The organism is Microbacterium sp. T32 (genome assembly GCF_001619615.1).
In the GTDB taxonomy this organism is placed as follows: Bacteria; Actinomycetota; Actinomycetes; order Actinomycetales; family Microbacteriaceae; genus Microbacterium.
The window spans coordinates 158,314-172,745 of the sequence record NZ_LQQP01000077.1 but is presented as its reverse complement, the minus strand read 5'-3'; the positions used below and the strand labels follow the sequence as shown (position 1 = coordinate 172,745).

The following is a 14,432-nucleotide window of genomic DNA, read 5'->3' as shown; positions in this document are numbered from 1 at the left end:
TGTCGGGGTGGGGTGGGGTCGGGTGGGGTCGGGTGGGGTCGGGGTGGGGTCGGGTCGGGCGGCACAGGCTCAGCGATCAGCACGAGCTCAGTGGCATCCGCCCCGGTCGGACTGAGGTTGCGCGGATCGCTGAAGTTGCGCGGGGGCGCGGCTCACTCCGTGAGGTACGCCGTCACCGACTCGGACAGCCGCACGGGCAGGCCGCGGATCGAGACGCGGGACGGGTCGCCGAGGGCGATGCTGAGGCGCCGGTCGACGCCGAACACCGCGCCGTCGTCGAGGGCACCACCGGCGGTGCATCCCGCGGACCACGGCTGGTCGTTGACCGCGATGAAGGTCACGACGCACACGCCGTCTCCGCGCTCCCGCTCGGCGAGGAACACACGGAACCCGCGCATCACGGCGATGTACCGGGTGCTCGTCGGGTCGATGCCGCTGTCCGCGATGATGCCCGACGAGATCTTGTCGTCGTCGGTCTGCGGGAAGGCCAGTTCGGGATACGGGGATGCCGTCGACGCCGACGGCGCGGGGGAGGCGGCGGCGAGCGACGGCGAGGCGGCGCCCGCGGCGTACCCCGCCCCGATGAGCACGGCCGCGGCGGCGAGCGCCACGACCACCGCGAGCGCGCGGGGGCGGTGGGGCGTGGCATCCACGATCGGTTCGGGAGGGGCGACGGGGGACGGCTCGGCCAGCACCGGCCGCGCGACCGGCGTCGGCGCGCGGCGGGCGCGCTGCTCGTCCTCGAGGGCCGCGAGTCGCGCGATCTCGGCTTCCGTGGCCGGGCCTCCGGCTTCGCCGTAGACGCGCTCGCGCAGATGGTTCAGCTCGACGTCATCGTCGCTCATGCCCCGACTCTAGAACCGCCGAGGGGGTCACGGGGCGGTTGCGTCCAGGGCATCCGAGGCGCCCACGAGCGCCAGGTGCGACAGCGCCTGCGGGGTGTTGCCCGCCTGCCGCTTCCCCTTCGGGTCGTACTCCTCGGAGAGGAGGCCGACGTCGTTGGCGACCGCGGTCAGGCGACGCATGAGGGCGACGGCGTCGTCGCGGCGGCCGGACCGCGCGTACTGCCCGACGAGCCAGAACGAGCAGGCGAGGAACGGGTGCTCGTCCCCCGCGAGGCCGTCGACGCCGGTCGTGCGGTAGCGCAGCAACCAGCCGTCGGGCATGAGCGTCTGCTCCATCCGGGCAACGGTGGCGAGCATGCGCGGATCGTCGAACGCGCAGAACCCGACCTGCGGCAGGATCAGCAAGGACGCGTCGACCTCGTCGGTGTCGGCATGCTGTGTGAACCAGCCGCCGGCGTGCACGCCATGCGCGTCGATGTCGTCGCGCGCGCGGTCGCGGAGCCGCCGCCACTCGTCGACCTCGCCGTCGAGTCCGTTCTGCTCGACGGCCCGGATGCCACGATCGAACGCCGCCCACACCATCGCGCGCGAGTGCGTGAAGAAGTGCGGGTCGCCGCGCATCTCCCAGATACCGTTGTCGGGGCGGTCGAACCACTCCGCGAGCTGGTCGAGGAGAGCCCGCTGCAGCGCCCACGAGAACGACGTCTCCTCGACGCCCGCGTTGCGCGCCACTTCGAGCGCGACCATGACCTCGCCGATCACGTCGGCCTGATACTGGTCCACCGCGCCGTTGCCGATGCGCACGGGTCGAGCACCGTCGTACCCCGGGAGGCTCGTGATCTCGCGCTCGGGCAGGTCGCGCTCCCCCGCGATGCCGTACATGATCTGCACGTCGGCGGGGTCCCCGGCGATCGCGCGCAGCAGCCACGTGCGCCACCGGTGCGCGGCGTCGAGGTAGCCGTGGTCGATGTACGCGACGAGGGTGAGGGCGGCGTCGCGCAGCCACACGTAGCGGTAGTCCCAGTTGCGTTCGCCGCCGAACGACTCGGGCAGCGACGTCGTCGCCGCGGCCACGATGCCGCCGGTCTCGGCGTGCGTGAGCGCGCGCAGGACGAGGAGCGAACGCGTCACGAGATCCGCGTGCTCACCGGCCGCGTGCACGCGCCGCGCCCACGCGGCCCACCACTCGATGGTGCGTTTGAGGGTGGCATCCACGTCGATCGGGGCGGGCGCGGTCTGCCACGACGGCCCCCACGACAGCACGGAATCGACGCTCTCGCCCGCGACGGTGGTCCACAGCGCGCGGTGCGCGGTGTCGACCGCGATCAGGCGCGGCCCGCGCAGGATCACGGCATCCGGACCCGCGACCGCGAGGATCGCGTGCTGGTGCCCCTGCCCGACCTGCCGCACCCACGGCACCGCGCGGGCGTAGTCGAAGCGGAAGCGCACCTCGCTGACGAAGTCCACCGCGCCGGAGATCCCGATGACGCGCCGGATGAGCGCCTCGACGCCCTCGTCGATCGGCATGGCGTCGTGCACCTCGGCGACACCGGTCGAGGTCTCCCAGCGCGTGACCAGCACGAACGTGTCGGCGTCGTAGTGCCGGGTGACCGTGGCATCCGGATCCGTCGGACGCAACGACCACGCCCCGTGCGACTCGTCGCCCAGAAGCGCGCCGAACATCGACGCGCTGTCGTACCGCGGCAGGCACAGCCAGTCGACGCTGCCCTCCCGGGAGACGAGGGCGGCGGATCGGCAGTTGCTGAGGACGGCGTAGTCCTCGATCGCGGTGCTCACCCTCGTGATTGTGACAGGGGATGCCGACATCGCGGCCGTGCATCTCGCTAGCGGCATCCGTGCGCCCGCTGCAAGCGACCCGGCGGTGTCGGAACCGAGCGCTACGGTGGCCCCATGCCGGCGGACACCACCCTGATCATCCTGGGCGCTTCGGGCGACCTCACCTCGCGTCTCCTGCTGCCCGCTCTCGGGCAGTTGCTCACACGCGAGCCGAACCGCTCGGTGCGGTTGCACGGCGCGGGCATGGAGGACTGGACCGACGAGAAGTGGCGCGACACCGTACGGGCGTCGTTCGCGACGATGGGCGCCGAGAAGGCCTTCGACAAGGTGGCCGACACCACCTACGGGCAGGCCGACATCACGAAGGCCTCCGATCTTCAGGAGATCCTGGATGCCGCCGAAGGCCGGCCCGCGCTGTACTTCGCCGTTCCGCCCGCCGTCGCCGAGAAGGCGTGCGTGGCCCTGGCCGACGTGACCATCCCCGAGGGCACGATCCTCGCGCTCGAGAAGCCGTTCGGCACCGACGAGGAGAGCGCCCACGCGCTCAACCAGCAGGTCGCGAAGCTCGTGCCCGAGGACCAGGTGTTCCGCATCGACCACTTCCTGGGCCGGTCGACGGTGCTCAACCTCCTCGGCGTGCGCTTCGCCAACCGGCTCATCGAGAGCGTGTGGTCGGCGGACGACATCGCGGGGATCACGGTCGATTTCCCCGAGAAGCTCGGGCTCGAGGGGCGCGCGGGCTACTACGACCACGCGGGCGCGCTGGTCGACATGATCCAGAGCCACCTGCTGCAGGTCATGGCGTTCGTGACGATGGAGCCGCCGTCCTCCCTCGACCAGCTCGACCTGCGGGATGCCACGTCCGCGGTGCTGCGCGCGACCCACGTGTGGGGCGACGACCCGGTGAAGAACTCCCGCCGCGCGCGGTACACCGAGGGCACGATCGGCGACCGGCACTTCACGTCCTACGTCGACGAGCCGGGCGTCGATGCGTCGCGGCAGACCGAGACGCTCGCCGAGATGACGGTCGAGGTGCGCACCGCCCGCTGGCAGGGCGTACCGATCGTGCTGCGGTCGGGCAAAGCCCTCGGACCGGGTGCCGGTGACCCGGCCGTGACCGTCACCTTCAAGCCCGTGCGGCACCTGCCCGACGGTTTCGTCGGCGAGAGCGACCCGTCCGTGCTGACGTTCTCGCTCGGCCCCGACACCATGAGCCTCGGACTGAACGTGAACGGCGCCGACGACCCGCTCGAGCTCGAACGTGTCACGCTCGCGGCAGACCTCGGCGAGGGCGGCCTGAAGGCCTACGGCGAGGTGCTCTCCGGCATCCTGGACGGCGATGCCATGCTCGCCGTCCGCGGAGACGCCGCCGAACAGTGCTGGCGCATCGTGCAGCCGGTCATCGACGCGTGGCGCGCGGGGAAGGTGCCGCTCGACGAGTACCCGGCCGGAACCGCGGGTCCGACCTCGTGGGGGCTGTGACTTTCTCCGTCACACGGGAACATCCGGGGGCCCGACCGCGTTCGATGGACTGGGTCAACGGAGCCCCGGCATCGTTCTCACCCCCGAGGAGTACCCCCATGTCCCACGTTCTCGACCGCACCGCGCAGACCGACGTCCCGATCCTCGACGTCCTGGCCGAGCGCTGGAGCACCCGCGTCTTCGACGCCGAAGCCCCCATCGACGAGGAGGCCCTGCGCGCCGCCTTCGAGGCCGCCCGCTGGTCGCCGTCCGTCAACAACACGCAGCCGTGGCGCTTCATCGTCGGCCGCCGCGGAACCGACGCCCACGCGAAGATCGTCGAGTCGCTCGTCGGGTTCAACCAGGGATGGGCCCCGGCCGCCGGCGCGCTGATCGTGGTCCTGGCCGAGACCGCCGACGCCGAGGGCAACGCCCTCCCGTGGGCGACCTATGACGCCGGTCAGTCGGCCGCGTTCTTCACGGTCGAGGCGCACGCCCGCGGCCTCGCCACCCACACCATGGGCGGCTTCTCGGGCGAAGAGCTGCGCAGCGCGTTCGGCATCGACCCCCGCTTCACGCCGGTGACCGTCATCGCCGTGGGTGCCTTCGGCGACCTGGATGCCGCCGACGAGTCCGTGCGCGCCCGCGAATCCGCGCCCCGCACGCGCCGCCCCATCGCCGAGTCGCTTCTGCTCGACGCCTGACGCCCCGCCGGCTCCCGGCATCCGCTCTCCGCCCCCGTATCCGCGCATCGCGGTGCGGGGGCGGTCGCGTGTGGCGGGGGCAGGGGGCGCCAGATCACGTGATGCGGCCGAGATCACCCGTCCTGGCGTGCAACGTCGGGTGATCTCGGCGAGATCACGTGATCTGGGCCTCGGCCGCACCCCACAGGCCGAGCGCCTCGATCGTGGGGCGCAGCGCCTCACCCCGCTCGGTCAGGGCGTAGGCGCGGGTGTTGTGCTTCAGCGGGAGGCGGCGGAGCACACCGGCCTCCTCGAGTTCCCGCAGGCGGACGGCGAGGATGTTCGTGCCGATGCCGAGGTCGCGCTGCAGATCGCCGTATCGCTGGGGACCGTCGAGCAGCCGCTCGACGATGAGCAACGCCCACCGCGCACCGACGACGTCGAGAGCCGCGGCGAGGTCGCTCACTCGGAAGCTTCGGCGTCCGGCTTCATCCAGAACGGCGAGTAGTGGTAGCCGTCCGGGTCGTCGAACTGGCGCTGGTACATGAAGGGGTAGTCGTCGGTGTCGCCGATGCGCCCGCCGGCCGCACCCGCGCGCTCGACGAGTTCGTCGACGGCCTCGCGACTGCCGAGGTCGAACGACACGGTGATCTTCGACGGGGTGTCGGGCCCGCCGATCAGATCCTCGGTGCCGCCCACGGCGGCGTACATCTCGCGGCTGCCGAGCATGACGTACTGCTCGGGTGCGATGGCGAAGCACGAGACGTTGTGGTCGGACATCTGCTCGTTGAGCGTCCACCCGAGGGCGGTGTAGAACGCGGTCGCCCGCTCGACGGACTCGACGGGACACGTGAGGAAGAGGCTCATGGCCGCGATACTTCCAAAAGTGAAGTGCTCCGTCAAGACTTTTCACCCGTGGATGCCACGACCCGGCGCGGCATCCGACATCCACCCCGTGCCGAGGTGGGGCCGGGTACTTCACGCACCGGAGCCCCGGGCGGGGAGCGGCGCAACGCCGGGCGGGACGCGGCGCGACGCCGGGGCGGGAAGCCCGAGCCCGGCGCTACTCGATGATCTCCGCCTCGAGGACGTCGTCGTCGAGGTCGCCCTGCTCGTCAGCGGGACCGGCGCTCGTGAGCACCAGCGACTCGCCGTCGCTCGCGACGTCGACCTTCACCAGATCGCCGTCGCGCACCCCGCCGGCGAGGATCGCCATCGCGAGGCGGTCCTGCACCTCGGACTGGATCAGGCGCCGCAGCGGACGCGCGCCGTACACCGGGTCGTACCCGCGCTCGGCGAGCCACGACCGGGCGTCGGGCGTGACCGCGAGCGTCAGGCGGCGTTCGCGCAGCCGCTTGTGCAGCGCGTCGACCGCGAGCTCCACGATCTGGGCGAGATCGTCCTCGGTGAGCGCCTGGAAGATGACGATGTCGTCGAGGCGGTTCACGAACTCGGGCTTGAACGCCTGGCGCACCAGCGCCTGCACCTGCTCGCGCTTGGTCTCGATCGACAGCGTCGGGTCGATGAGGATCGGCGAGCCCAGGTTCGAGGTCAGGATCAGGATGACGTTGGTGAAATCGACCGTGCGGCCCTGGCCGTCGGTCAGTCGACCGTCGTCCATCACCTGCAGCAGGATGTCGAACACCTCGGGGTGCGCCTTCTCGACCTCGTCGAGCAGGACGACGCTGTACGGGCGCCGACGCACGGCCTCGGTCAGCTGACCGCCCTGTTCGTAGCCGATGTACCCCGGAGGGGCACCGACGAGCCGCGCGACGGAGTGCTTCTCGCCGTACTCCGACATGTCGATGCGCACCATGGCGTGCTCGTCGTCGAAGAGGAAATCGGCGAGGGCCTTGGCGAGCTCGGTCTTTCCGACACCGGTCGGACCGAGGAACAGGAACGAACCGACCGGGCGGTTCGGGTCGCTGATGCCGGCCCGCGAGCGCCGCACCGCGTCGGACACCGCCTTCACGGCATCCTTCTGCCCGATCAGGCGCTTGCCGAGCTCGCGCTCGAGGTGCAGCAGCTTCTCGGTCTCGCCCTGTAGGAGGCGGCCGACCGGGATGCCGGTCCAGGCGGCGATCACGGCCGCGATGTCCTCGTCGGTGACCTGCTCGTTGACCATGCGGTCACCGGCGGGCTCCTCGCGCTCGGCGGTCATGAGCTCGCGCTCGAGCGCCGGGATGTCGGCGTACAGCAACCGCGACGCCTTCTCGAGGTTGCCTTCGCGCTGGGCGCGCTCGGCATCCACTCGGGCCGCGTCGAGCCGCGTTTTCAGGTCGCCGACGCGGTTCAGGGACGCGCGCTCGCGCTCCCACCGCGCCTGCAGCTCGTCGAGCTTCGCCTGCTCGGCGGCGAGGGTCTCGCGCAGGGTCGCCAGACGCTCCTTCGAGGCGGCGTCCTTCTCCTTCTTCAGCGCGAGCTCTTCGAGCTTGAGGCGGTCGACGTGGCGGCGCAGCTCGTCGATCTCGAGAGGGGCCGAATCGATCTCCATGCGCAGGCGCGACGCGGCTTCGTCGATGAGGTCGATGGCCTTGTCGGGGAGCTGCCGCGACGGGATGTAGCGGTTGGAGAGGGATGCCGCGGCGACCAGCGCCGCGTCCGCGATGGCGACCTTGTGGTGCGCTTCGTACCGCTCCTTGAGGCCGCGGAGGATCGCGATGGTGTCCTCGACCGTGGGCTCGCCGACGTACACCTGCTGGAAGCGGCGTTCGAGAGCGGCATCCTTCTCGATGAACTCGCGGTACTCGTCGAGCGTGGTCGCGCCGATCAGGCGCAGCTCGCCGCGCGCGAGCATCGGCTTGAGCATGTTCGATGCCGCGACGGATCCCTCGCCGCCGCCCGCGCCCATGAGCACGTGCAGCTCGTCGATGAACGTGATGATCCGGCCGTCGGACTCGGTGATCTCTTTGAGCACGCTCTTGAGGCGCTCCTCGAACTGGCCGCGGTACATCGCGCCGGCGACGAGCGCCGAGATGTCGAGGGCGACGAGTTCCTTGTTCTTGAGGCTCTCGGCGACGTCACCCGCGACGATGCGCTGCGCGAGCCCCTCGACGACGGCGGTCTTGCCGACGCCGGGCTCGCCGATGAGGACGGGGTTGTTCTTCGTGCGGCGCGTGAGCACCTGGCTGACCCGCCGGATCTCGCTGTCGCGACCGATGACGGGGTCGAGCTTGCCCTGGCGGGCGCGGTCGGTGAGGTTGATGCCGAACTGCTCGAGCGCGCTGCGCGCGTCCTCCTGTCCGGGTTGCTGAGTGGCGTTCATGGTGCGGCTCCTGGAAGTCTGTCGCAAACTTGAGTTGCGTTGGCTCAAGTTTAGCAGCGCGCCCCCTTCCCGGCAATGCCCCCCGGTCGCCCCTCCCCCTCCCCGCGAGACTTCATCGCGCTGACGAGTGCGGCGCAGGCTGCAAGGGAGATGTCGGCGCGATGAAGTCTCGCGGAGAACAGACCTCGGAACGCACGGCGGCGGCGCGGCCGTCAGGCCCGGCGGAACACACCCCGGAACGCAGCCGTGCCCCGTCCCGTGAGGGACGGGGCACCGCGAAACCCGGGGTCACCGACGGGCAGTCACCATCCAGTCCGACAGGTCGGCGACCCGCGACCGGATGCCACGGTGCCAGGGCCGCAAAGCACGGTAGACGTCCGCGTGCTCGCCGGGGAGGACGGGCGCACCGGTTCCGGCCATCGCCGAGACCGCAGCATCCCAGTCGGGGTGCAGACCCGCCCCGACCGCGGCCGAGATCGCCGCGCCGATGCCCGCAGCGTCGTCGACGAGCGCGCGGCGCACCGGACGCCCGAGGACGTCGGCGACGATCTGCACGAGCAACGGCGACTGCGCCCCGCCCCCGGTGACGATGACGCCCGCCGCAACGGGGCCCCGCTCGCGCTCCATCTCTTCGATGTGGTCGGCCATCGTGAACGCGATGGCCTCGAGCACCGCCCGATACAGATGCCCGCGCCCCTGAGCGCCCGAGAACCCGACGAACGCCCCCCGGCGATGCGGTTCGTCGCCCGGCGCGAGCCAGTCGAGCACGGCGGCGACCCCGTCGCATCCGGGGGCGACGGCTTCGGCCTCCGCGCCGAGGCTCCGGTCGAAGGCGTACAGGTCGTCCTCCGGCGCGTGCGGGTGCAGCAGGTCGCGCAGCCAGCTCACCGTCCACATGCCCCGACGGATGCCGGTCGACTCGGCGAGGTACTGCCCCGGACGGGCGCCGAAGTTGACCCAGTGCGCGGCGCCCGCGCCGGGGGCGTCGGCCACGGTCATCGCGGCGATGTACGTTCCGAACGACAGCAGGACGTCCTCATCGGATGCCAGACCGGCACCGAGCGCCTCGACGGCCTTGTCGTTCGACGTCGCGAACACGGGAACGCCCTCGGGCAGCCCGGTCAGCGCCGCGGCGGCGGGGGTCACGCGTCCGAGTTCCGCACCCGGGTCGACGAGCTCGCTCAGCAGCGCGCGGTCCATGCCAGTGGTGGCCGTGGCATCCGGAGCATGCGACCACCGCCACGTGCGCTGATCGATCGGCCACAGCCCCTGGTAATTGCCCGCGGCGTCGCGGAATTCGCCCGTGAGCCGGTGCGCGACGTACCCCGACGACGTCACGACATGCGCCACGTCGGCACAGGTGACGTGCGGTCGGGCGACCCGCTCGTCCATCCAGCTCAGCAGGGGTTCCGCGAGCGTCCCGTCGGCGCCGAGCAGCGCGCGGCAGAACCGGATCGTGCACAGCCCCACGCCGACGATCTCGTCGGGGTCGCCATCGAAACGCTCCATCGCCACCCGGCAGGCGCGCACGATCGAATCCCACACGTCGTCGTCCGGGTGCACACTGAGCCCCGGCGCGGGGGTCGCATACGGGCGCAGTCCGACGCGCGCCTGCGCCCGGACGCGCCCCGTCTCGTCGACGACGAGCACCTTCGTCGACTGCGATCCGTTGTCGATCGCGACGACGACGGGCATCAGTCCGCCAACGCGAAGATCGTGCCGGGGTTCATGATGCCGTGCGGGTCGAGCGCGGCCTTCACCCGCTCCAGCAGCACCAGGGCGCTGCCGTGCTCCTCCGCGGTCCACGGCGTGCGGTACTTGCCGATCCCGTGGTGGTGCACCATCGAACCGCCCAGGCGCAGCGCTTCCTCGACCACGATCGCGTTGAGCGGCTCGTGGTACTCGGTGATCTCCTCGCGGGGTTCGCACCGGATGTCGTAGTCGTACACGAAGTACAGGTTGGTACCCGTCTGGTAGCTGTGCGAGGAGTGCGCGCCGAGCATCGTGAGGTCGGCGGCGCGGGGGAACTCGCGGCGCACGCGGCTCATGACCGACTCGTACAGCTCCACGACCCGCGACCAGTCGACCGACACTTCGGTCGTGTAGCCGAGGTGCGCCTTCTCGAGCATCTCCCGCTTCTCGCGGTCGATCTTGTCCTGCCCCCAGTTGAGGTTGTCGAACCACTGCTCGATCAGGGCATCGTCGACGCGCTCCAGCGGCTTCCCCTCCGCCGCCTCCGCGATCGCCTCCGCGGTCGCCTCGGCGAGCCGCCGGGGCCCCTCCGCGACGAGGATGACGACGCTCTTCCCCTCGTGGAAGTGCGCGAAGTGCTGTCGCGCGTCTTCGGGCGAGTACACCCGCGCGACGGACGGGCGGTACCCCTGCGTCACGAGCTCGCGCAGCAGCTCGATGCCGGCACCGAAGTCGTCGGTGAGGAAGCCGAAGAAGCGGTTGTTCTCGGGCGTGTAGGGCCAGATCTTCACGGTGACCTCGGTGACGAAGGCGAATGCGCCCTCGTTCCCGATGATCAGGTGGCGGATGTCAGGACCGGCGGCCCGACGCGGCACGTTCTTGATACGCGTCACGGTGCCGTCGGCGAGAACGGCCTCGAGTCCGACGACCATGTCTTCGATCCCGCCGTACAGCGTCGAGAACTGCCCGATCGACCGGGTCGCCACGAGACCGCCGTACTGGGCGAGCGGCTTCGACTGCGGCGAGTGGCCGGTGGTGAAGCCCTGCGCGCGCAGCTCGTCCTCGACGCGCTGCAGCGGCACGCCGCACTGCACAGTCACCATCATGTCGACGGGGTCGATTCTCAGCGTGGCATCCATCCGGGAGCCGTCGAGCACGATCGTGTCGGCGACGACGGTCTCGAGGCCGCCCTCGGTGGCCGTGCGGCCGGTGCGCGGGACGACGGCGATGCGGTTCTCGTCGGCGAACCGCAGGACCGCCGCGACGTCGTCGGTCGACCGCGGATAGGCGATAGCCGCGGGGAACGGACCGTCGAAGATGCCGTGCACGGCGGAGTATTTCTTGAAGCGATCGACGCTGGCCTCGCGCAGCTCGGTGTCGCGGGTGTCGACGGCGTCGGCGCCGAGAAGCTCGATGAGGCGCGCGGCGATGTCGGAACGGGTCAAAGGGGAACGGGAATCGGCCATGTCGGTCTTCCTGGATCGGTGTGGTCGGGTCAGCGCAGGAGGTAGCCGCCGTCGACGACGAGCGTGTGCCCGGTGACGTAGTCGCTGGCGCGGCTGGAGAGGAACACCACGGCTCCCATGAGGTCGGCGGGGTCGCCCCATCGGCCGGCCGGGACGTGATCGACGATGCGGCGGTTGGCCCCGGCATCCGATCGGGTCTTCTCGGTCAGGGCGGTCGCGAAGTATCCGGGCGCGATCGCGTTGACCTGGATGCCGAACTCCCCCAGTTCATCGGCGTAGGCCTTCGTGAAGCCCACGATGCCGGCCTTGGATGCCGCATACGCCGGTGACTGACGCCCGCCGAGGAACGAGAACAGCGACGCGATGTTGATGATCTTTCCGCGACCCCTCGGGATCATGACCGCGGCGGCAGCACGAGCGAAGTCGAACGCGGCGGTGAGGTTGACCGCGATCATCGGATCCCACTTCGCGCGGTCGAACGCGACGACGTCCTCGCTCAGCAGGTTGATCCCCGCCGAGTTGATCAGCACGTCGACGCCGCCGAACCGCTCGACGCACGCGCGCACGACCCGGCCCGGCTCTCCGGCGGCGGTGATGTCGGACTGCACGAAGGCGTATTCGCGCCCGTGCGCCTCGATCAACCGGGCGGTCTCTCCGTCGTCATCCGCGAGGGAGGGCACGAACACGTTCGCTCCGGCCGCGGCGAGCGCGAGGGAGAAGGCACGGCCGAGTCCGCCGTTCCCGCCGGTCACGATCGCGGTCTTCCCCGCGAGCGAGAAGAAGTCCGTGGTGAATTCGCTGATGTCCATGCTCAGGCGCTCCGGGAGGCGAACGGGTCGGCGATGCCGACGTAGACGGTCTCGAGATATTCGTGGATGCCTTCGGCTCCGCCCTCGCGGCCGAGCCCTGACTGCTTGACGCCACCGAAAGGGGCGGCGGGGTTGGAAACGACTCCCGCGTTCACGCCCAGCATGCCCGTCTCGAGGCGCTCCGCGAGGCGGAGGCCGCGATCGAGGTCACGGGTGTACGCGAAACACACGAGTCCGTACTCGGTGTCGTTGGCCAGTCGGATCGCCTCTTCTTCATCGCGGAAGGTGAGGACGGGGGCGACGGGGCCGAAGATCTCCTCACGGAGGATGTCGGCGTCGGCGGGCACGTCGACGAGGACGGTCGGCTGGTAGAAGTACCCGGGTCCCGGGATGGGAGAACCGCCCACGGCCACGCGCGCGCCCTGGGCGACGGCGCTGTCGACGAGGGAGGCAACCTTGTCGCGGGTGGCGGCATCCACGAGGGGCCCGACGGTCGAGGTGGGATCGGTGCCGCGAGCCGGGACGAACGCCCCGATCCGCTCCGCGAAGCGGCGGGTGAATTCCGCCGCGACCGACTCGTGCACGAGGAAGCGGTTGGCTGCGACGCACGCCTCGCCGCCGTTGCGCATCTTCGCGAGCACGGCGCCGTCGACAGCGGCATCCAGGTCGGCGTCCTCGAAGACGAGGAAGGGGGCGTTGCCGCCGAGTTCCATCGACACCCGCAGCACCTGGGCCGCCGAGTCGGCGATCAGACGCTGGCCGACGCCGGTCGACCCCGTGAAGGAGAGCTTGCGCAGCCGAGGGTCGCGCACGAGCGGACCGGTGACCGCACCCGCGTGGGTCGTCGGGATGACATTGAGCACGCCGTCGGGCAGTCCCGCTTCTCGCAGGACCTCGGTGAGCAGCAGCGCCGTGAGGGGCGTCAGCGCGGCCGGCTTCAGCACCATCGTGCAGCCGGCCGCGATCGCCGGCGCGATCTTGCGGGTGGCCATCGCGAGGGGGAAGTTCCACGGCGTGATGAACAGGCACGGACCCACGGGGCGCTGCACGACGAGCAGGCGGTTGCGGCCGTCGGGAGCCGTAGAGTAGCGGCCCGAGATCCGCGGCGCCTCCTCGCTGAACCACCGCAGGAACTCCGCGCCGTACGCGACCTCGCCGCGCGCCTCCGCGAGGGGCTTGCCCATCTCGAGGGTCATGGCGAGGGCGAAGTCCTCCGCTCGGGCGGTCACGAGCTCGAAAGCACGGCGGAGTATCTCGGCGCGTTCGCGCGGGGCGGTCCTCCCCCACGACTCCTGTACGCGGTGGGCGGCGGCGAGAGCCGCGTCACCGTCGGCGATGCCCGCGTCGGCGACGGTCGTCAGGACGTCGCCGGTCGAGGGGTCGATGACGTCGAAGCGGTCGCCGTTCGACGAGGCCCGCCAGGCGCCGTCGACGAACAGGTCGGTGGGGAGGGAGGCGATGAACGCGCGCTCGTCGGTCATCGCGCGACCTCCGCGGCCGCGGCGGCGCGACGCAGCGGTTCGCCGAGCAGGTCCTCGTAGAGGCGGAACGGGGCCATCTCGCCGGCGCGGTCGCCGTACATCGCCTTCGCGCGACGGAACTGCTGGTCGACGAGGCCGGAGAGCTCGTACGGCATCCCGACCGAGCGGGCCAGGTCGACCGACAGCCCGAGGTCTTTGCACGCCAGGGCGAGGGCGAAACCCTCGTCGTAGTCGCCGTGGTCGAGGATCGAGAGCACGTCGTGCTCGACGAAGTTGCTGTTGGCGGGGCTCGCGACCAGTGCACGGCGGAGCACGTCGAGGTCGACGCCGGCCTTCACTCCGACGGCCAGCACCTCGGCGGTGGCGATCAGGTGCGAGAACCAGAGCTGGTTGATCATGAGCTTGACGGCGTACCCGGCACCGTGGCCCCCCACGTGCAGGATCCGCTCCGGCTCGCCCATCGCCTCGAACACCTCGCGGAGACGTTCGACATCGGCCGCATCCCCGCCGATGAAGATCTGCAGCGTGCCGTTCGCGGCACCCACCGACATGCCGCTCACCGGCGCGTCGAGGATGTGCAGGTCAGGACGATCGGCGCGCGCCCGGTCGGCCACCTCGGGAACCGAGGTCGACATGTCGACCCACGTGCCACCCTCGGGCAGCGCGCCGAGGAGGCCCTCGGGCCCACGGAGCACCTGGTCCACGTGCCGCGGGGTGGGCAGCATCGTGATGACCAGATCGGACCGGGATGCCACGTCGGCCGCAGTTTCCGCCCAGACGGCGCCGCGCGACACCACCTCCGCGGCGGCTTCGGGCCGCACGTCGGTGACGACCAGGGGGAAGCCGGCGGCCTGCAGGTTGCGGGTCATTCCGCTGCCCATACTGCCGAGGCCGATGAATCCGACGGTGAGTGTGCGCTTCGTCACGGGATCA

Annotated in this window: 12 protein-coding genes; 2 read left to right on the top strand and 10 right to left on the bottom strand. The window is 70.9% G+C overall.

What is annotated here, in order from left to right:
• Positions 1 to 152: 152 nt before the first annotated feature.
• Positions 153 to 845, bottom strand: a complete 693-nt coding sequence (locus AVW09_RS16845) for a hypothetical protein (protein ID WP_063259134.1) — start codon at positions 843 to 845, stop codon at positions 153 to 155.
• A 27-nt stretch (positions 846 to 872) separates the two neighbouring features.
• Positions 873 to 2,642 (bottom strand): glycoside hydrolase family 15 protein, encoded by a 1,770-nt coding sequence (locus AVW09_RS16840; RefSeq protein ID WP_231901871.1) that lies wholly within the window; start codon positions 2,640 to 2,642, stop codon positions 873 to 875.
• A gap of 114 nt (positions 2,643 to 2,756) precedes the next feature.
• Between AVW09_RS16840 and AVW09_RS16835 the strand changes: the two genes are divergently transcribed.
• Positions 2,757 to 4,124: a glucose-6-phosphate dehydrogenase gene (locus AVW09_RS16835; protein WP_063259133.1), complete on the top strand. Its 1,368-nt coding sequence runs from the start codon at positions 2,757 to 2,759 to the stop codon at positions 4,122 to 4,124.
• Between the two features lie 98 nt (positions 4,125 to 4,222).
• Positions 4,223 to 4,807, top strand: coding sequence for a nitroreductase family protein (locus AVW09_RS16830; protein WP_063259132.1), 585 nt, complete (start codon positions 4,223 to 4,225; stop codon positions 4,805 to 4,807).
• A 154-nt stretch (positions 4,808 to 4,961) separates the two neighbouring features.
• Here AVW09_RS16830 and AVW09_RS16825 read toward each other — a convergent pair whose 3' ends face one another.
• The 8 genes from AVW09_RS16825 to AVW09_RS16790 form a co-directional block, all read right to left on the bottom strand.
• Positions 4,962 to 5,252, bottom strand: a complete 291-nt coding sequence (locus tag AVW09_RS16825) for a winged helix-turn-helix transcriptional regulator (protein WP_063259131.1) — start codon at positions 5,250 to 5,252, stop codon at positions 4,962 to 4,964.
• Positions 5,249 to 5,653, bottom strand: coding sequence for a VOC family protein (locus tag AVW09_RS16820; protein WP_063259130.1), 405 nt, complete (start codon positions 5,651 to 5,653; stop codon positions 5,249 to 5,251). Before AVW09_RS16820 ends, AVW09_RS16825 begins: the two co-directional genes overlap by 4 nt.
• A gap of 196 nt (positions 5,654 to 5,849) precedes the next feature.
• On the bottom strand, positions 5,850 to 8,051 hold the full coding sequence (locus AVW09_RS16815) for an ATP-dependent Clp protease ATP-binding subunit (RefSeq protein ID WP_082823055.1): 2,202 nt from the start codon (positions 8,049 to 8,051) through the stop codon (positions 5,850 to 5,852).
• 288 nt (positions 8,052 to 8,339) lie between these two features.
• Positions 8,340 to 9,746, bottom strand: coding sequence for an FGGY-family carbohydrate kinase (locus tag AVW09_RS16810; RefSeq protein WP_063259129.1), 1,407 nt, complete (start codon positions 9,744 to 9,746; stop codon positions 8,340 to 8,342).
• Positions 9,746 to 11,209: an FAD-binding oxidoreductase gene (locus AVW09_RS16805; RefSeq protein WP_063259128.1), complete on the bottom strand. Its 1,464-nt coding sequence runs from the start codon at positions 11,207 to 11,209 to the stop codon at positions 9,746 to 9,748. Before AVW09_RS16805 ends, AVW09_RS16810 begins: the two co-directional genes overlap by 1 nt.
• Before the next feature lie 29 nt (positions 11,210 to 11,238).
• Complete coding sequence (locus AVW09_RS16800) at positions 11,239 to 12,018, bottom strand: SDR family oxidoreductase (protein ID WP_063259127.1); 780 nt, start codon at positions 12,016 to 12,018, stop codon at positions 11,239 to 11,241.
• A gap of 2 nt (positions 12,019 to 12,020) precedes the next feature.
• The gene (locus AVW09_RS16795) at positions 12,021 to 13,499 is read right to left on the bottom strand and encodes an NAD-dependent succinate-semialdehyde dehydrogenase (RefSeq protein WP_063259126.1); all 1,479 of its coding nucleotides are present in this window, start codon (positions 13,497 to 13,499) and stop codon (positions 12,021 to 12,023) included.
• Positions 13,496 to 14,425: an NAD(P)-dependent oxidoreductase gene (locus tag AVW09_RS16790; protein ID WP_231901870.1), complete on the bottom strand. Its 930-nt coding sequence runs from the start codon at positions 14,423 to 14,425 to the stop codon at positions 13,496 to 13,498. The genes AVW09_RS16795 and AVW09_RS16790 overlap by 4 nt, the downstream gene beginning before the upstream one ends.
• Between the last annotated feature and the right edge of the window lie 7 nt (positions 14,426 to 14,432).

Excerpts from the sequence above, each read along its gene's own strand:
- AVW09_RS16845 (WP_063259134.1), bottom strand. The coding sequence starts at position 845 with ATGAGCGACGATGACGTCGAGCTGAACCATCTGCGCGAGCGCGTCTAC.
- AVW09_RS16800 (WP_063259127.1), bottom strand. The coding sequence starts at position 12,018 with ATGGACATCAGCGAATTCACCACGGACTTCTTCTCGCTCGCGGGGAAG.
- AVW09_RS16815 (WP_082823055.1), bottom strand. The coding sequence starts at position 8,051 with ATGAACGCCACTCAGCAACCCGGACAGGAGGACGCGCGCAGCGCGCTC.
- AVW09_RS16820 (WP_063259130.1), bottom strand. The coding sequence starts at position 5,653 with ATGAGCCTCTTCCTCACGTGTCCCGTCGAGTCCGTCGAGCGGGCGACC.
- AVW09_RS16810 (WP_063259129.1), bottom strand. The coding sequence starts at position 9,746 with ATGCCCGTCGTCGTCGCGATCGACAACGGATCGCAGTCGACGAAGGTG.
- AVW09_RS16830 (WP_063259132.1), top strand. The coding sequence starts at position 4,223 with ATGTCCCACGTTCTCGACCGCACCGCGCAGACCGACGTCCCGATCCTC.
- AVW09_RS16835 (WP_063259133.1), top strand. The coding sequence starts at position 2,757 with ATGCCGGCGGACACCACCCTGATCATCCTGGGCGCTTCGGGCGACCTC.
- AVW09_RS16795 (WP_063259126.1), bottom strand. The coding sequence starts at position 13,499 with ATGACCGACGAGCGCGCGTTCATCGCCTCCCTCCCCACCGACCTGTTC.
- AVW09_RS16805 (WP_063259128.1), bottom strand. The coding sequence starts at position 11,209 with ATGGCCGATTCCCGTTCCCCTTTGACCCGTTCCGACATCGCCGCGCGC.